Raw genomic sequence first — 16,429 nt, forward strand, 5'->3', positions numbered from 1 at the left:
GAAGCCTACATTCGCGATATCCGCTGCACTGCCTCCATCGCCCGCCCGGTCGCATCCCCCGCGCAGCAATCCACCACGATGCGCTCCGGCATCGCCCTTAGCCACGTCAACTGCCGCTTGCACAACTGCCGCGTTGCAAAGATGCCCTTGTCGCGCATCTCGTCGTAGCTTGTTGCGCCATCGAGGTATTCCCACGCTTGCCGATAACCGACGCAGCGCATCGACGGCATCGACAGATCGAGATCGCCGCGCGCGCGCAGCCGCTTCACTTCGTCGATGAAACCCTGCGCGAGCATCGCATCGAAGCGCGCGGCGATGCGCGCATGCAGCACCGCGCGATCGGACGGCTCCAGCGCGATCGGCACGAAGCGATACGGCGCATCCACGTGCTGTGTGCGTGGCGCGGCGAGGAGCGTGGACATCGGCTGTCCGGTCAGCATGAAGATTTCGAGCGCGCGCTGGATGCGCTGCGAGTCGTTCGGGGCGAGCCGCGCGGCCGTTTGCGGATCGACCGTTGCGAGCCGTGCGTGGAGCGCCGGCCAGCCGTCGCGTGCGGCATCGGCGTCGAGCGCGGCGCGAACGTCGGCATCGGCAGTGGGAAGATCGTTCAGGCCTTGCGTCAGCGCCTTGTAGTACAGCATCGTGCCGCCGACCAGCAACGGCACATTCCCCCGCGCGACGATCTCTCCGACGAGCCGCAGCGCATCCGCGCGAAACTGCGCGGCGGAGTAGCTTTCGGCGGGATCGATGATGTCGATCAGATGATGCGGCGCCGCCGCGCGCTCCGCATCGCTCGGCTTGGCCGTGCCGATATCCATCTCGCGATAGACGAGCGCCGAATCCACACTGACGATCTCGACCGGATGCCGCGCCGCGAACGCGAGCGCCGCCGCCGTTTTGCCCGACGCCGTCGGCCCGAGCAGACAGGCCACACGAAAAGCGGTATTGCTCATTGCCCGCGCATGAAAAGGCGGTCGAGATCGGCGAGTGTGAGTTGAAACCACGTCGGCCGGCCGTGATTGCACTGGTCGGCGCGCTCGGTCGCTTCCATCTGGCGCAGCAGCGCGTTCATTTCGTCGAGCGTAAGCCGGCGATTCGCGCGCACCGCGTTGTGACACGCGAGCGTGCCCAGCAATTCATGTTGACGTTCGGTGAGCACGCGCGATCCGCCATACGCGTGCAGGTCGGCGAGCACGGCGCGCGCGAGCGATTGCAGATCGGCATCCTTCAGCAACGCGGGCACCGCGCGGATCGCGATCGACGTCGGCGACAGCACCGCGAGATCGAAACCGAGCGCATCGAGCGTGTCGCGCTCTTCCTCGACGATGCCGATCTCGACCGGTTCGGCCGTCATCGACACGGGAATCAGGAGCGGCTGCACCGCGATCGCGCGATCGGCGAGCGCGTGTTTGAACTGCTCGTAGAGAATGCGCTCGTGCGCGGCGTGCATGTCGACGATCACGAGACCGCGCGCGTTTTGCGCCAGCACGTAGATGCCGTGAATCTGACCGACGGCGAAACCGAGCGGCTGTTCGTCGGCGTGGTCGAGTGCGCTGTCGCTCGCCATGACGGGCGCCGATGGCCGCTCGTCCACGCTCGGGTAAGGCGTGTCGATGGATGTCGTCGCGTTCGGCGTGCCCGCGCCGGTGTCCTTGCGCCCGAAGAGGGCGTCATACAGAGCGAGCGGTTGCGCGACCGGCAGCGTGCCCTGCGTCATGCGCGACTGGCGCATCCAGTTCGTGCCGTTCTCGCTTTTCAGATGCAGCGCGTCCGGCGTGCCGGCGAAAGGCTTCGCGCTGAACGACGCGGGGCCGGTCGGCTGCAACTGCGCCGCGTGTCCGCCCGATGTCGTTTCCGGTGAAGCACCCGCGTGGCGGGCGAGCGCGCGCTGCACGGCGTGAAAGACGTACTGATGTATCGAACGCGTATCGCGAAAGCGCACTTCGATCTTCGACGGATGCACGTTCACATCGACGGATTCGGGCGGCAGATCGAGAAACAGCACGTACGCCGGATAGCGATTGCCGTGCAGCACGTCTTCGTACGCGGCGCGCACCGCGTGCGTGAGCAGCTTGTCGCGCACGAAGCGGCCGTTCACGAAGAAATACTGCTGGTCGGCGCGGCCGCGGCTCGCGGTCGGCAGACCCGCGCAACCGTAGACGGCGAGCGGCCCGGCGCGCTCGTCGAGCGGCAAATGCGCGGTTTCGAACACCTCGCCGAGAATCTTTGCGACGCGCGTGTGCGGATCGCTCGCGTTCCAGTGCTCGACGGCCTTGCCGTTATGCATCACCGAAATCGCGACGTCGGGCCGTGCGAGCGCCGTGCGGCGGATCACGTCGAGGCAATGCCCGAGCTCGGTCTGTTCGCTCTTCAGAAACTTGCGGCGCGCGGGCGTGTTGAAGTACAGCTCGCGCACTTCCATCGTCGTGCCGACGGTCCCTGCCGCCGGCGAGATCGCGCCGGTCTGCGCGTCGATGCGCGTGGCGTGCGCGCAGCTTTCGGTGCGGCTCGTGATGAACAGTTCCGCAACCGATGCGATCGACGCGATCGCTTCCCCGCGAAACCCGAGCGTAGCGACGGCTTCCAGCTCGGCGAGCGAGCGGATCTTGCTCGTCGCGTGGCGCAACAGCGCGAGGGGAAGTTCGTTCGGCGGAATGCCGCAGCCGTCGTCGGCGACCACGATGCGTTTCACGCCGCCTTCGTCGAGCGTGATGCGCAACGTCGTCGCTCCCGCGTCGAGCGCGTTTTCCAGCAATTCCTTGACGACGGACGCCGGCCGTTCCACTACCTCGCCCGCGGCGATCTGGCTGATGAGCTGGTCGGGCAGCGGGGCGATGGCGCGCGAACGGCGCACGGCATCGGCGGTCAAATCGGCTGCGGAAGTTTCGTTGAGGTCGGCCATGCCGAAATTATAACGATTCGCAACGTTTCGCCCCCGGCTCGCCGGACGCGTCCGTCCATGCCCGCCAACGCGTCGCACGATGACGCCCGGATAGCGTTTTTTAACCGACTCGACGTACCACTTCGGTATCATGGCGCGACTCCCGCCTTCGATGCCGATGCGCCGCTTTTCCGGCGCGGCTCCACTTTTTGAGGACAGATTTTTGGACACGTTGCTGCAATTCCTGGGACTCATCCTTCACATCGACAAGTCGCTCGGTGTCTTCATCCAGAATTACGGCGCCTGGGTCTACGCGGTGTTGTTCCTGATCGTGTTCTGCGAAACCGGGCTCGTCGTGTTCCCGTTCCTGCCGGGCGATTCGCTGCTGTTCATCGGCGGAGCGTTCGCCGCGTCGCACGAAATGGATCTGTTCGCGCTGATCGTGCTGCTGCTCGTCGCGGCGGTGACCGGCAACACGGTGAATTACTGGATCGGCCGCGCGATCGGGCCCAAAGTCTTCGACACGAACATTCCGGTGCTAGAGCGCTTTCTCGACCGGGCCGCGCTGCAGAAGACGCATAACTTCTACGAGAAGCACGGCGGCAAGACGATCGTGATCGCGCGTTTCGTGCCGGTGGTGCGGACCTTCGCGCCGTTCGTCGCGGGAGTATCGTCGATGAGTCACGCGCGCTTTCAGTTGTTCAATATTCTGGGCGCGCTCATCTGGGTGCTTTTGCTGGTGCTGCTCGGCTATTTCTTCGGCAACATTCCATTCATCAAGCAGTATCTGAACGTGATCGTGCTGGTGGGAATCGGCGCGGCCATCGTGCCGGTCGCCATCGGCGCGCTCTGGAAGATGAGCCGCCGCAATTCCAAGGCTTGAGGTTGGAACGAGTCCCGCGAGGCCGATGACCGCCTGCCTCGCGGGCGCCGCGCAGCCGCTTTACGCGCGACGGAACAGGCGGATGATGAAAAGCAGCACCACCGCGCCGATGACGGCCGTGATCAGCGTGCCGAGAATGCCGCCGCCAAAAGAGAGGCCGAGCGTGCCGAAGATCCATCCGCCGATCACGCCGCCGACGATGCCGACGAGAATATCCACGAGCACGCCGAAGCCGCTGCCGTTCATGATGAGACCGGCGAGCCAGCCGGCCACGCCGCCGATGATCAGACTGAGGATGATTCCGTGTTGCATGATTTGCATGGGCTGAGACTCCTGTCGAATTGAGGGTTGCGGGATGCAGCGGAAACTGCGTCCGGGCGCGGGCAATGTAGCGGAAATGGCCGTGGCAAGGGCCGGTCAAATGTCAAGGATTGTCAATGTGGCCGAACGCCGATGCGCTACACGACGAGCGAGCACGGGCGCGGCCGTTTACGTCAAAAATTTAGAATGCCAAAGAGTTTGGTCGGCGGTTTATCGAAGTGTGTCGTTTAGGTCACTGAGGCAAATTTGTTTCTGTAATGTTTTATGCTGGCGGGATCGTGTTATTTCAAAGTTTGAGATTCGTATGTAGCGAGCGGGTGCGCGCGGTGTGGGCAGTGTTGATCGCGCTGGCATTTGTCGCATTGGCGTCGGGCTGTGGCATTCTCCGATGCGGGGGAACGGCGGTGTACGGTGTGGCGATAAGCGTCTGCGCCTGATGAAAACGCCGCGCATACGGGCGCGGCCGGCGAGTTGAAAAAAGTTCAAGACGACAAGCATGAGAAAGCTGCTGGTGATGCATAAGGAAGGATTCGGATCCGGCTCGCGCGGGGCGATCGCGGGCACGGCGCTCGCGATGGCGATGACGGCGGGTTTGACAGGCTGTACGTCGACGCCGCGCACGCCCGCGCCGATCGTCGAAAATTCGGCGTTGAGCGCGCCGCCCGTGGTGCAAAGCACGTCGCCGGGCGTGACGCCGGCGCCGGTCGTGCCGCTCGGACCCACCGTTGCGGCGCCGGTCGAGCCGGGCTTCTATCGCGTGAAGCCGGGCGACACGCTCTACGGCATTTCACGCACCTTCAAGCAGAAGCCCGCCGATCTGGCCAAGTGGAACACGCTGCCGGAAAGCAGGCAGGTGAATGTCGGGCAGGTGCTGCGTGTCGCGCCGCCGGGGGCATCGGTGCCGGCTTCGACGAAGGCTTCGACAGCGGCGCAGCCTCCGCTTCTGCCGACGCCGGAGAAATCGGCGGCGCAGAAGTCCGCGGCCGACAAGCCCGTCGCGGCGAACGAAGAGCGTCCGTCCACGGTCAGCGCGACCGCGTCCAAGGGCACGTTCGTCTGGCCCGTCCACGGCGAAGTCGTGCGCAAGTTCGGCGCGAGCGGCAACAAGGGCATCGATATCGAAGGCAAGGTCGGGCAGCCGGTGAAGGCGGCGGCGTCGGGCAAGGTGGTGTATGCGGGCAGCGGCTTGCGTTCCTACGGGCGCATGATCATCGTCAAGCACGGCAACGACTATCTGACCGCGTACGCCTACAACGAGAAGCTGCTCGTGAAGGAGGGCGACACCGTCAAGCAGGGCGCAACCATCGCGGACATGGGCACCGGGCCGAGCGGCACGCCGTCCTTGCATTTCGAAGTGAGAAAGTCGGGTGCCGCAGTCGACCCGATGCCGCTGCTCGGCGCGGCGGGCGGCTGATCCGGTGCGTGCAGGAAGGGGATGGATGGTGAAGAAGATCGTGATCGCCGCGCTGGCCGCGGCTTCGTTGACATCGCTGCTTTCGGGATGCGATCAGCAGCAGAGCGAGGAAGGGTTGAACAAGCTGAAGGCATTCTTCAACGCAGTGAAGCCGGATAACCTGTTGCTCAAGAACCTGCAGCCCGGCGTCACGACCGAGGCGCAGATCCGTGAACAGATGGGCGAGCCGGAGACCGAGCGCACCTTCACCGACGGCAGCAAGCGCCTCGAGTATCCGCGCGGGCCGGCGGGCACCAACACCTATATGGTCGATCTCGATCCGAACGGCCTCTTCGTCTCCGTGACGCAGGTGCTGACCGCGGAAAATTTCGCGAAGGTGCGGCCCGGCATGACGATGGACGAAGTGCGCAGACTCCTCGGCAAGCCGACCGAGATCGCGGAGTACCGGCTGAAGAAGGAGCGCGTCTGGAGCTGGCACTGGCTGGAAGACGGCGTGAATCAGGACGCGATGTTCAACGCGCACTTCGGTCCCGACGGCATCGTCGTGACGACGTCGCGCTCGGAAGCGATCCGCGGCGGTCAGCGCTGACATCGGGATGTGCGAACGATGAGCGATTCCGTCACCTTCGATACGCGTCTTCGTTTGATGGACGAGGCATCGCGTTATCGCGATCAGACGCCGCACGATTCCGACGACAACGCGACCGCTCGCTGGGAGTGCAACAACGGTCATCGCTGGGACAACTCGCTGGGCGTCGCGCAAAACGTGCGCTGCATGAATTGCGCGGCCGAGCGGCTCGAACTCGAAACGAAGCGCCTGCGCGAAGTAGCGCGGGTGCGCGGCGGCGCGTTGCTCTCGCGACGCTATGTGGACGCCGCGACGCCGCTGCGCTGGCAATGCGCACACGGCCACGTATGGGAGGCGCGTGCCGACAAGGTGTCGCGTCGATGGTGCGCCGAATGCGCGCGGACGTTGCTGGCCGCTTTTCCCTGATTCTTTCTCGAATGCGGTCGAGTGCCTTCACAGCACGCGACGCTCTGCGACGTCCCGGACGCAGCAAAAGAAAAAGCCGGCGGCTGCCGGCTTTTGAGCTTCTTTGTCGGGGCGCTGGCCTTCTTCGCCTGCTACTCGCCACGTCGTTGATAAAAACTCGCGCTTTGGTTTTTGTTCTCGCGCTCTGCTTTTACCCGCTACGCGGTCGCGTGCCGCCCATCCTGTTCGTCGGTCTCTCAGCGCGTTTTACTACTTCCCCCCGTGCGCTGGAACAAGTATTGCCAAAGGCCATTCCTAAGAATGTACGTTCGCAAACACATGGGCGTTTGATAAGCCCATTGAGGGAAAGCCCTGAGTCGACGCGATGTTCAGCCCGTCGCCGACACCGCCTCCGCGCGTCCGACACCCGAGCGCATGTTCGCCGCGACGAGCGATTGCGTGACCATCCGCGCTTCCGCCTGAGCGATGTGTTCGAGCGTCGCGTCTTCCAGTTGCGCCGAGAACACGGCGAGCGCCGTGCAAAGACGCGCGTATTCTTCGGCGTCGAGCGTCCAGGCGGCGTCGGCGGAATGACGCGCATCCAGTTCGACCAGCGCCTCGTGCGCGAGCGTGATGTCGTTCTCGAATTCCGGCGCGTGGCCGAGTTGGCACAGCTCTTCGGCAACCAGCATATGACGGCACAGCGTCATGAAGAGCGGCTGCGAGCCGTGCCCGCGATGAAACGCGTCGAGCGCCGCGTAGCAACGCAGCAGCATCGCGTCGATCATCGGTTCGCGCGCCGCGCGGCTGTATGTCAGCGCGCGCAGCAGCGGCGACATCGCGGGACGGGCGGATTTCATGTTCGTCGATTTCTTCTTCACGGCAATACTCCCGAAAGAGGTGTTCGCGCAGGCCGGACGGTTTCTGTGCGCCGGGACGCTGCATTCGCTTGATGCGTTTGGCGTGGGAAGCATCATCGCACCGGAGAATTAGCTGTGTCTTAAGGCGCGCGGCCGCTTGCTCAGGCGGCCGTCAGCGTTTCGCCGGACACGCGCACCCTCTGGCCGACCGCCACGCCCGGCGCGGCTTCGTAGTTGAAGCTGCGCACGCTGCCGTCGTTCATGCGGACCTGCACCTGATAGGTCGTCGCCTTGTGAACGACGTGTTCGATCTGGTTCCCCGCAAGCCCGCCGCCGATCGCGCCGATGATCGTCGCCGCCGTGCGTCCGCGCCCATTGCCGATCTGCGTGCCCGCGAGCCCGCCGACCACCGCGCCGCCGATCGCGCCGATGCCGGTCGTCGGCTGCGCGGTCTGCACGGCGTTGACGGCCGTCACTTCGCCGGCGTACGGATCGTAGGCGGGCGCAGGGTTCGGCGTGTAGGACGTGCTGTCCTGAGCCGGCGCGGGCCTGTGCAGCGGCGTCGGATGATGTCCGCGCACGGCGCGCGGCAGCGATGCGGGTTGCTGAGCCGCCGCCGGCGACGCCTGCGCGACGGTCGCGGGCCTGGCCGTCTGGGCATCGACGAGCGGCGAAGCGGTGACCGTCGTGGCGGTCGCTTTCGACGACGGCAGAAGGCCCGTCATCGCCGCGACGCCGGTGCCGCACGCGACGATGATCGACACAGCGGCTGCCGCGACGAGCGGATGAATGCGGGACGGCTTCGTTTGAATCTCGGGAACGGCGTTCATGGCAGCGACTCCTGTGGGTGCCTGCCAGCTATAACGCCGCCTGGCTCAGGCGGTGCACGCGATTGCTGTGACATTTGTAAGCAAACGTCGCATCGCAAAGGGTTTTGATCCGGCCAAAGTGAATGCATATGTTGCTGATGTGTTGAAAAAAGCAACAGACGTATCAACTCACATCGAATGAGGTCGTCATGAAATCCGCGTCGCTGCTTGCATCGTCTCTCGCGTTGTCACTCTTAATGGGAGCGAGCTACGGCCAGGACGGACCAGCCGACGCTCGCGAAGATCCAGAGCGTCATCTGATCGCGATCGGTCATCGCGAAACGTCCGTGCCGTTCCGTATTTCGATGCAAACAACGATGTGGTCGGCTTTCGCGGGACCTTTGCACAAGGTGATCGATGCGGTCAAGGCGAAGACGAAGCACCCGGATCTACGCGTGCGCGTCATTCCGGTGACGTCGCAGAACCGCATCTCGCTCGTGCAGAACGGCACCGTCGATCTCGAATGCGGCGTGACGACCAATCTCGTGTCGCGGCAGAAACAGGTCGCGTTTTCCGAATCTTTCTTCGTCACGACGCGATGCAGAAGCTCTGCGCCGAGCCGAACGACAAGGCGTTCGAGTGACGATGCTTACTCGGCAAAGGGCAGCTCAGTCTGCCCTTCGGCGCGCATGCCGAAGGTGTTGAGCGTCATCGCGACGAGCGCGTAATAGCCCAGCAAGCCGACGAGGTTGACCACGACCGTATGACCGAAGCGCGCGACGGCGGCGTCGTACGTCGGATCGCTCACGCGCTTCGTTTCGTAGAGTTCGGTGGCGAAATCGAAGATGAGCTTGTCGTCCGCATCGGCGAAAGCCGGCGTCTGGCCGATGCGAAGGGCTTCGGCGATATCGGCGGGCAGGCCGGCATCGAGCGCGATCGGATGATGGATGTGCCATTCCGCCTGCGAGCGCCAGCGCGCCGCCGTCACCAGAATCGCGAGCTCGGAAAGACGCAGTGGCAGGCCCGTCTTGTAGCGGCAGAATGCGCCGAGTTTTTGCGCATTCTGCGCGAGTTCCGGGCTGAAAATCCAGCCGAGAAACGGGCCGTTGAGATTGCCGCGCGGGCCGCTCAGGATGTCGTGCAACACGGCTTTTTGTTCGTCGGATGCGGTCGCGGGCTGGAAGTCGGGAAGGCGTTTGCTCATGTTCGTCTCATGTTCGTTCTCATGCGATAGCGGAAAGCGCGCCGTCGATTGCGTCGGAAAGCCGCTCCACGATCGTTTCGATCTGCTCGTTCGTCGTGATGAACGGCGGCGCGATGAGCACATGATCGCCGATCCGGCCATCGACGGTGCCGCCCATCGGATAGACCATGAGGCCGCGCTTCATCGCCTCGCTCTTGATGACGGCGTGCAGCTTGAGCTTTGGATCGAACGGCGTCTTGCTTTCGCGGTCCCGAACCAGCTCGACGCCGGTGAAAAGACCGCGGCCGCGCACGTCGCCGATAAACGGATGATTCGCATGACGCTCGCGCAATGCCGCGCGCAATTGCTCGCCGCGCGCTTTCACGTTGTCGAGCAGCTTGTCTTCGGCGATGACCCTTTGCACTTCGAGTGCAGCAGCGCAAGCCGTCGCGTGACCGATATACGTGTGACCGTGCTGAAAGAAGCCGGAACCGCCGACGATCGCGTCGAAGATCTCGTTGCTGACGAGCGTCGCGCCGATCGGCTGATAGCCCGCGCCGAGACCCTTCGCGATCGCGAGAATATCGGGCGACACGCCGTCTTCCTCGCACGCGAACAGAAAGCCGGTGCGGCCCATACCGGACATGACTTCGTCCAAGATCAGCAGCACGCCGTACTTGTCGCAGACCGCGCGGATTTTGCGGAAGTATTGGCGCACCGGCGGCACCGCGCCCGCCGTCGCGCCCACGACCGTTTCCGCGACGAACGCCGCCACCGATTCCTCGCCGAGTTCGAGAATCTTCGCTTCGAGCTCGTCGGCGAGGCGTTGCGCGAAGGCTTCGTCGCTTTCGCCCGTCAACTGCTCGCGGTAGGCGAAGCAGGGCGTGACGTGATGCGCTTCGATGAGCATCGGCAAGAACGGCTCGCGCCGCCATGCATTGCCGCCGATGGCCAGCGCGCCGAGCGTGTTGCCGTGATAGCTCTGCCGCCGCGCGATGAAATGCCGCCGTTGCGGCTGCCCTTTCTCGACGAAATACTGGCGCGCGAGTTTGAGCGCGGCTTCCATGGCTTCCGAACCGCCGGAGACGAAGTAAACGTGACCGAGATTTTTCGGCGCGGCTTCGACGAGCAAGTTCGCGAGCGCTTCGGCCGGCTGCGTCGTGAAGAACGATGTGTGCGCGTAGGGCAGTTGCTGCACCTGGCGCTGAATGGCGTCGATCACGCGCGGATGGCTGTGACCGAGACACGAGACGGCCGCGCCGCCGCATGCGTCGATATAGCGCTTGCCGGTCGAATCGACGATCTCGATGCCATTGCCGCGCACGGCGACGGGAAGTTTCGCGCGCGGCGCGCGGTGGAATACCGTGGACATGGTTTGTGCCTGATGAGTGCGCTCGCAACACGCGATGCTCGATTCTAACGCTTCAACAACATTTGTTGTCAGGTATGCGCGTGCCGACAACGCATTGCGCGTTCGGCTAACTTGCCGCGTACGCGCCTTGCGAGTGCAGCGCGGCTTCGGCCCGCTCCAGATTCGCGACCGCGTCCTTGCCTTCGAGCGCAAGCAGATGCGCGACGAGCATCTCCGCCAGTGCCGACGCCGCGACGAGCGACGGAAAGAACGACGGCGATTCGTGCGAGAAGATCAGCGTGTGATCCGCATTCAACGCGATGGGCGACACGGCGCTGTCCGTGAGAGCGATGAGTTTCGCGCCGCGCTCGATCGCCGCCTGCGCGACACGCACCGCTTCGACGGAATACGGCGCGAAGCTGACGACGACCGCGGCTTGCCGCTTCTCGATGCCGCGCAACTGCATCTCCAGCGTGCCGGCTTCGCCGTTAACGAGGCTCACGGATGGACGGAACAGGCGGTATCCGTATAGCAGGCTGAACGCGACGGGATAGCACGACCGAAAGCCCGCGACATGGACATGCGACGCTTTCTTCAAGGTCTTGGCCGCATCGACGACGCTCTGGGCGTTTTGCGCGAGCGTGAGATCGAGATTGTGCGATTGCGCTTGCGCGAGATCGCGGGTCAGGTGATTGCCGGCGCCGCTTTTGACGAGCGAACGGGCGCGCGTCGTCAGCGGTTCGGGGCACGTGCGCACACGGCTCACGAAGATTTCGCGCAGCTCGTTCCAGCCGGGAAAGCCGAGTTGTTGCGAGAGACGGACCATCGCAGCGGGCTGCACCTTCGCGCGTTCGGCGACCTTGCGCATCGAGAGGACGGCGACTTCGTCGGGATAGTCGAGGAGGAACGCGGCGCCGGCCTGAAATTGCGGGCTCAGGTCGGGGAAACGATCGCGGATGGTCGTGGCGAGCTGGTCGAAGGTGGGCACGTTCGGGATGCTTGAGAAGCGGATGCGCTATTTAAGCATGAGGGCGGCGAGGAACAAGCGCGTAGGGAGAAAAGCAAAAAGCCGCTGTCCTTGTGGGACAGCGGCTTTTCTTGAAGCTGGTGGCGAATCAGGGACTCGAACCCCGGACCTGCGGATTATGATTCCGTCGCTCTAACCGACTGAGCTAATTCGCCGAAAGAAGACGAGATTATGGCGAGGGTCATACAGCCTGTCAAGCCCTTCCACGCAATTTCTTAAGAACCGCGTGGAAGGACAGAAGGGCCCGCGAAGCTGCGATCAATCCTCGTTATACACATTCGACTTGCGCGTGTCCTTCACGAACAGCATGCCGATCACGAACGTCGCGAGCGCGATCACGATCGGATACCACAGGCCCGAGTAGATATCGCCCCGGGCCGCGACGATCGCGAAGGCGGTGGCCGGCAGGAAGCCGCCGAACCAGCCATTGCCGATGTGATACGGCAGCGACATCGACGTATAGCGGATCCGCGCCGGGAACATCTCGACCAGCATCGCCGCGATCGGACCGTAGACCATCGTCACGAAGATCACGAGGATCGTCAGAACCACGATCGCCATCGGCCAGTTGATCAGCGCCGGATCGGCCTTCGCCGGATAGCCCGCGCTCTTCAGCGTGCCCGCGAGCGTCTTGTCGAACGCAGCGCCCTGGACCTTGGCGTCGGCGGCCTTGCCGTCGTACGTGTTCACCACCGTCTCGCCGACCTTGATCTGCGCGAGCGTGCCCGCCGGCGCCGCCACATTCTCGTAGTTCAAACCCGCCTTCGACAGCGCGCTCTTCGCGATATCGCACGACGTTGTGAACTTCGACGTGCCCACCGGATTGAACTGGAACGAGCACTCGTCCGGATTGGCGATCACGACGATCGGCGACTTCTGCGTCGCGGCTTCGAGCGTCGGGTTCGTGTAGTGCGCGAGCGCCTTGAAGAGCGGGAAGAAGCTCAACGCGGCGATCAGGCAGCCGGCCATGATGATCGGCTTGCGCCCGATACGGTCCGACAGCGAACCGAAGAACACGAAGAACGGCGTGCCGATCAAGAGCGCTACCGCGACCATGATGTTCGCGCTGGTGCCGTCGACCTTCAGCGTCTGCGTCAGGAAGAAGAGCGAATAGAACTGGCCCGTGTACCACACGACCGCTTGGCCCGCCGTCAGACCGAAGAGCGCGAGGAGCACGATCTTCAGGTTCTTCCACTCGCCGAACGCCTCCGTGAGCGGCGCCTTCGAAGTCTTGCCTTCCGCCTTGATGCGCTCGAACACGGGCGACTCGTGCAGCTTCATGCGAATCCACACGGACACCGCAAGCAGCAGGATCGACACAAGGAACGGAATGCGCCAGCCCCACGCGCCGAACTGCTCTTCGCCCATGATCGTGCGTACCGCGAGAATCACGATCAGCGAGATGAAGAGGCCGAGCGTCGCCGTCGTCTGGATCCACGCCGTCCATGCGCCGCGCTTGTTCGAGGGCGCGTGCTCCGCAACATACGTCGCCGCGCCGCCGTACTCGCCGCCGAGCGCGAGACCTTGCAACAGCCGCATCGCGATGAAGATGACCGGCGCCGCGATGCCGATCGTCGCGTATCCCGGCAGGAAGCCGATCAGAAACGTCGACAGACCCATGATGACGATGGTCACGAGGAACGTGTACTTGCGCCCGACCATGTCGCCGAGCCGCCCGAACACGATCGCGCCGAACGGACGTACCGCGAAGCCCGCGGCGAAGCCCAGCAAAGTGAAGATGAAGCCGGCCGTCGGATTGACGCCTGAAAAGAAAGTCTTGCTGATATAGACGGCGAGCGAACCCGCCAGATAGAAGTCATACCATTCGAACACCGTGCCGAGCGACGAGGCGAAGATGACTTTCTTCTCCTCCGCCGTCATCGGTGCGTGTGACACGCGCCCCTCAACCGTAGCCATGTATCGTCTCCTGATTTGATTTTCGAATACATCGGTCCGCGATTAGGCGGCTCCGGTGCAAGGATTATTGGAACGAAAACTTACGGCGTTCTGACGCGGTGGATGACAGGCAACAAAGACGCTATAACGAGGATTTGCGTCGAACTGTCCCGCATGTGTTTCGAACGATCGTTTAAATTCTTCTAAGCTCGTTCTTCTCGCGCGCAAAGTTCCGCCGCGCGACGCTTACGCTCAGGGTTTGTCCCGGGCAGGAAAAACCCGCTGGAGGCTGACCCGAACGAGGGTTCCGGCGAGTTTCGGGCTTTCCTGATACACGTGATCCTCGATGGCGAGCGCACCGCCATGCATCGTCGCGATCTCCTTGACGATCGCGAGGCCGAGTCCGCTGCCGTCGCCCTCGCGGCCGAGTATGCGATAGAAGCGCTCGACCACGCGCTCGCGCTCCGCAGCCGGAATGCCGAGGCCCGTGTCTTCCACTTCGAGATGCACGAGATCGAGATCGTGGGCGTCGGTCCGCACGCGCACCGTGATGCGCCCGCCGGCCGGCGTGTAGCGGATCGCGTTGTCGATCAGGTTCGACAGCATCTCCCGCAACATCACGACGTTGCCTTCCACTTCGACCGGAAACGGCGGCTCTTCATAGCCGAGGTCCATACGCTTCGCGAGCGCGGCCTGCACCCAGTCGCGCACGGCGAGACGCGCGAGATCCGTAAGCACGATGGGCGTGAATATCTGTCCCGTCGCACGATTCTCGGCGCGCGCGAGCGCGAGCAGTTGTGTCACGAGGCGCGCCGCGTGCTCGGAACTCATCGCGATCTGTTCGAGCGAGCGCTGCACTTCCGTCGACACGTCCTGGCGCATCGCGAGTTCCGCCTGCATGCGCAGGCCCGCGAGCGGCGTCTTCATCTGATGCGCGGCATCGGCAATGAAGCGTTTCTGAAACTCCATGTTCTGTTCGAGGCGCGTGAGCAGATCGTTGAACGACGCGACGAGCGGTGCGATCTCCGGCGGCGCGCTGCCCGCCTGGAGCGGTGAGAGGTCGTCGGGGCGGCGCGCGCGGATGTTCGACTGCAGCGCATGCAGCGGAGCGAGCCCGCGCGAGAGCCCGAACCATACGAGGATGATCGCGAGCGGCAGGATCACGAACTGCGGAAGGATCACGCCCTTGATGATGTCGTTGGCGAGCTGGCTGCGCTTGTCGAGCGTCTCGGCCACTTGCACGAGCACCGGCTGCGTGCTGTCAGGATCGCGTCCGGGCGCGAGGCCGGGCAGATCGACGGTCGTATAGGCGACGCGGATGTCGTTGCCGCGCAGAACATCGTCGCGAAACTCGACGATGCCCGGCTGCGGACGATCGTCGTCGTGCGGCAAGGGCATGTCGCGGTCGCCGCCGACCAGCTCGCCGCGCGTGCCGAGCACCTGGAAAAACACACTGTCGACGTTATCGGCGCGCAGGAAATCGCGCGTCGCGTCGGGCAGGCGCAATTCGGCGACGCCATTGACCGGCTGAATCTGGCGCGCGAGCACGTAGGCGTCGGCTTCGAGCGCGCGGTCGAACGGCCCGTTCGCGATCGATTTCGCGACGAGATACGTCACCGCGATGCTCATCGGCCAGAGCAGCAGAAGCGGCGCGAGCATCCAGTCGAGAATTTCGCCGAAGAGCGAGCGCGGATGCGTCTCGTTGTCGGGCTCGAGCTCGTCGGGCGGCGCGAAGGGATTGGCGTAGCGCGCGTCGCGCAGGGCGTCGGAATCGTCGGCGGACGCCGTGGCGTGGTCTTTCGATTCGGGCGATTCGGTGGAAGCGGACGACGCCATGCAGCTTACTTATAGTGATGACTGGCGGCTTCGCCCGACGATTGCGGGCTCCCGCCGTTCGCGCCGTTTGCGCCGTTTGCGCCGTTCGCGCCATTCGTCGCGCCGCCCGCTTTCTCCAGCGTGTAGCCGAGGCCGCGCACCGTGATGATCTTCGCGCCGCTCGGCTCGATCTTTTTCCGCAACCGATGCACGTAGACCTCGATCGCGTTGTTGCTGACTTCCTCGCCCCATTCGCACAGGTGATTGACGAGCTGTTCCTTCGACACGAGCCGGCCGGTTCTTTGCAATAGCACTTCGAGCACGCCGAGTTCGCGCGCGGAAAGATCGATGACCTGGTCGCCGATCGTCGCAATCCGTCCGACCTGATCGAAGGAAAGCGAGCCGTGCTTGACGACCGTCGGGCCGCCGCCTGCGCCGCGTCGCGTGAGCGCACGCACGCGCGCTTCGAGCTCGTTCAGGGCGAACGGTTTGGCCATGTAGTCGTCCGCGCCGAGATCGAGGCCTTTGACGCGTTCATCGACGCTGTCGGCGGCGGTCAGGATCAGCACCGGCATCTGCGAGTTGCGCGCGCGCAGGCGTCGCAGGACTTCGAGGCCGGGCATGAGCGGCAGGCCGAGATCGAGTATCAGCAGGTCGAACGGCTGCAGGGAAAGGGCGGTGTCCGCCTCGACGCCATGCTTCACATGGTCGACGGCGTATCCCGATTGGCGGAGTGATCGGACGAGGCCGTCCGCGAGTATGCTGTCGTCTTCGGCAATGAGGATTCGCATCGTCGTGTGCGCCTTTTATTGCCGGCACCGTATGTCGCCCGGCGCGGCGGTCTCCAGGTGTTTCGTAGTTTTTGCGGGTCTCGCGCGGCGTGGAAAAAAAGCTGCGCCACGGCGATCCGTGCTTGCAAAAACTACTGTTTTTTTATACAGTGTCTGCGTGAGTGGTAAGCGTGGTTTCGTATGCTCGATCGAGCAGCGGGAAAGCCCGTGAACACTGCCTCAGAC

17 protein-coding genes and 1 tRNA gene are annotated in these 16,429 nt (G+C 63.9%); 6 read left to right on the plus strand and 12 right to left on the minus strand.

The genetic code is table 11. The features are described 5' to 3' along the window. Positions 1-5: 5 nt before the first annotated feature. On the minus strand, positions 6-953 hold the full coding sequence (gene miaA / locus NCS28_RS02100; protein WP_250512233.1) for a tRNA (adenosine(37)-N6)-dimethylallyltransferase MiaA: 948 nt from the start codon (positions 951-953) through the stop codon (positions 6-8). Next, on the minus strand, positions 950-2,902 hold the full coding sequence (mutL, locus tag NCS28_RS02105; RefSeq protein ID WP_250512234.1) for a DNA mismatch repair endonuclease MutL: 1,953 nt from the start codon (positions 2,900-2,902) through the stop codon (positions 950-952). Before mutL ends, miaA begins: the two co-directional genes overlap by 4 nt. Before the next feature lie 202 nt (positions 2,903-3,104). Here mutL and NCS28_RS02110 point away from each other — a divergent pair, with 202 nt between their 5' ends. Next, a complete protein-coding gene (locus NCS28_RS02110) occupies positions 3,105-3,764 on the plus strand; it encodes a DedA family protein (protein ID WP_250512235.1) in 660 nt (219 codons plus the stop codon). 60 nt (positions 3,765-3,824) lie between these two features. Here the strand turns inward: NCS28_RS02110 and NCS28_RS02115 are convergent, their stop codons facing one another. Next, entirely contained in the window at positions 3,825-4,076 is a 252-nt protein-coding gene (locus tag NCS28_RS02115; protein WP_250513034.1) for a GlsB/YeaQ/YmgE family stress response membrane protein, read from the minus strand. 505 nt (positions 4,077-4,581) lie between these two features. On the opposite strand from NCS28_RS02115, the gene NCS28_RS02120 reads away from it, so the two are divergent. From NCS28_RS02120 to NCS28_RS02130, 3 genes are read left to right on the plus strand one after another with little or no spacing between them, the layout of a single operon-like run. After that, positions 4,582-5,499, plus strand: a complete 918-nt coding sequence (locus NCS28_RS02120) for a peptidoglycan DD-metalloendopeptidase family protein (protein ID WP_250512236.1) — start codon at positions 4,582-4,584, stop codon at positions 5,497-5,499. Between the two features lie 25 nt (positions 5,500-5,524). Beyond that, positions 5,525-6,088, plus strand: a complete 564-nt coding sequence (gene bamE, locus NCS28_RS02125; RefSeq protein ID WP_250512237.1) for an outer membrane protein assembly factor BamE domain-containing protein — start codon at positions 5,525-5,527, stop codon at positions 6,086-6,088. 18 nt (positions 6,089-6,106) lie between these two features. Continuing rightward, positions 6,107-6,493: a hypothetical protein gene (locus tag NCS28_RS02130; RefSeq protein WP_250512238.1), complete on the plus strand. Its 387-nt coding sequence runs from the start codon at positions 6,107-6,109 to the stop codon at positions 6,491-6,493. A 368-nt stretch (positions 6,494-6,861) separates the two neighbouring features. Here NCS28_RS02130 and NCS28_RS02135 read toward each other — a convergent pair whose 3' ends face one another. Next, complete coding sequence (locus NCS28_RS02135; RefSeq protein ID WP_502801136.1) at positions 6,862-7,353, minus strand: hypothetical protein; 492 nt, start codon at positions 7,351-7,353, stop codon at positions 6,862-6,864. On the opposite strand from NCS28_RS02135, the gene NCS28_RS33160 reads away from it, so the two are divergent. Further along, positions 7,331-7,465: a hypothetical protein gene (locus tag NCS28_RS33160; protein WP_284504733.1), complete on the plus strand. Its 135-nt coding sequence runs from the start codon at positions 7,331-7,333 to the stop codon at positions 7,463-7,465. The two genes, NCS28_RS02135 and NCS28_RS33160, sit on opposite strands and share 23 nt — an antisense overlap. A gap of 28 nt (positions 7,466-7,493) precedes the next feature. Here the strand turns inward: NCS28_RS33160 and NCS28_RS02140 are convergent, their stop codons facing one another. After that, complete coding sequence (locus tag NCS28_RS02140; RefSeq protein WP_250512240.1) at positions 7,494-8,162, minus strand: glycine zipper 2TM domain-containing protein; 669 nt, start codon at positions 8,160-8,162, stop codon at positions 7,494-7,496. A 188-nt stretch (positions 8,163-8,350) separates the two neighbouring features. Between NCS28_RS02140 and NCS28_RS33165 the strand changes: the two genes are divergently transcribed. Next, on the plus strand, positions 8,351-8,869 hold the full coding sequence (locus tag NCS28_RS33165) for a transporter substrate-binding domain-containing protein (protein ID WP_502801137.1): 519 nt from the start codon (positions 8,351-8,353) through the stop codon (positions 8,867-8,869). Here NCS28_RS33165 and NCS28_RS02150 read toward each other — a convergent pair. The 7 genes from NCS28_RS02150 to NCS28_RS02180 form a co-directional block, all read right to left on the minus strand. Continuing rightward, positions 8,791-9,345, minus strand: a complete 555-nt coding sequence (locus NCS28_RS02150; protein ID WP_250512241.1) for a carboxymuconolactone decarboxylase family protein — start codon at positions 9,343-9,345, stop codon at positions 8,791-8,793. The two genes, NCS28_RS33165 and NCS28_RS02150, sit on opposite strands and share 79 nt — an antisense overlap. A 19-nt stretch (positions 9,346-9,364) precedes the next feature. Further along, positions 9,365-10,696, minus strand: a complete 1,332-nt coding sequence (locus NCS28_RS02155) for an aspartate aminotransferase family protein (RefSeq protein ID WP_250512242.1) — start codon at positions 10,694-10,696, stop codon at positions 9,365-9,367. A 106-nt stretch (positions 10,697-10,802) separates the two neighbouring features. Further along, entirely contained in the window at positions 10,803-11,663 is an 861-nt protein-coding gene (locus NCS28_RS02160) for a MurR/RpiR family transcriptional regulator (RefSeq protein WP_250512243.1), read from the minus strand. Between the two features lie 117 nt (positions 11,664-11,780). Next, positions 11,781-11,857, minus strand: a tRNA-Met gene (locus tag NCS28_RS02165). A 103-nt stretch (positions 11,858-11,960) separates the two neighbouring features. Further along, positions 11,961-13,619 carry an MFS transporter gene (locus NCS28_RS02170; protein ID WP_250512244.1) on the minus strand — a complete coding sequence of 553 codons (1,659 nt, stop codon included), beginning with the start codon at positions 13,617-13,619 and terminating at the stop codon, positions 11,961-11,963. A 231-nt stretch (positions 13,620-13,850) separates the two neighbouring features. Continuing rightward, the gene (locus tag NCS28_RS02175) at positions 13,851-15,434 is read right to left on the minus strand and encodes a sensor histidine kinase (RefSeq protein ID WP_250512245.1); all 1,584 of its coding nucleotides are present in this window, start codon (positions 15,432-15,434) and stop codon (positions 13,851-13,853) included. Positions 15,435-15,439: 5 nt separating this feature from the next. Then, positions 15,440-16,204 carry a response regulator transcription factor gene (locus tag NCS28_RS02180; RefSeq protein WP_250512246.1) on the minus strand — a complete coding sequence of 255 codons (765 nt, stop codon included), beginning with the start codon at positions 16,202-16,204 and terminating at the stop codon, positions 15,440-15,442. Positions 16,205-16,429 lie beyond the last annotated feature (225 nt).

This window comes from Caballeronia sp. INDeC2 (assembly GCF_023631325.1).
Lineage (GTDB): Bacteria > Pseudomonadota > Gammaproteobacteria > Burkholderiales > Burkholderiaceae > Caballeronia.

Bases quoted from the DNA above. Each gene is read 5' to 3' on its own strand.
- miaA (WP_250512233.1), bottom strand. From the start codon at position 953: ATGAGCAATACCGCTTTTCGTGTGGCCTGTCTGCTCGGGCCGACGGCG.
- mutL (WP_250512234.1), bottom strand. From the start codon at position 2,902: ATGGCCGACCTCAACGAAACTTCCGCAGCCGATTTGACCGCCGATGCC.
- NCS28_RS02115 (WP_250513034.1), bottom strand. From the start codon at position 4,076: ATGCAACACGGAATCATCCTCAGTCTGATCATCGGCGGCGTGGCCGGC.
- NCS28_RS02120 (WP_250512236.1), top strand. From the start codon at position 4,582: ATGAGAAAGCTGCTGGTGATGCATAAGGAAGGATTCGGATCCGGCTCG.
- bamE (WP_250512237.1), top strand. From the start codon at position 5,525: ATGGTGAAGAAGATCGTGATCGCCGCGCTGGCCGCGGCTTCGTTGACA.
- NCS28_RS02130 (WP_250512238.1), top strand. From the start codon at position 6,107: ATGAGCGATTCCGTCACCTTCGATACGCGTCTTCGTTTGATGGACGAG.
- NCS28_RS33160 (WP_284504733.1), top strand. From the start codon at position 7,331: ATGTTCGTCGATTTCTTCTTCACGGCAATACTCCCGAAAGAGGTGTTC.
- NCS28_RS02140 (WP_250512240.1), bottom strand. From the start codon at position 8,162: ATGAACGCCGTTCCCGAGATTCAAACGAAGCCGTCCCGCATTCATCCG.
- NCS28_RS33165 (WP_502801137.1), top strand. From the start codon at position 8,351: ATGAAATCCGCGTCGCTGCTTGCATCGTCTCTCGCGTTGTCACTCTTA.
- NCS28_RS02150 (WP_250512241.1), bottom strand. From the start codon at position 9,345: ATGAGCAAACGCCTTCCCGACTTCCAGCCCGCGACCGCATCCGACGAA.
- NCS28_RS02155 (WP_250512242.1), bottom strand. From the start codon at position 10,696: ATGTCCACGGTATTCCACCGCGCGCCGCGCGCGAAACTTCCCGTCGCC.
- NCS28_RS02170 (WP_250512244.1), bottom strand. From the start codon at position 13,619: ATGGCTACGGTTGAGGGGCGCGTGTCACACGCACCGATGACGGCGGAG.
- NCS28_RS02175 (WP_250512245.1), bottom strand. From the start codon at position 15,434: ATGGCGTCGTCCGCTTCCACCGAATCGCCCGAATCGAAAGACCACGCC.
- NCS28_RS02180 (WP_250512246.1), bottom strand. From the start codon at position 16,204: ATGCGAATCCTCATTGCCGAAGACGACAGCATACTCGCGGACGGCCTC.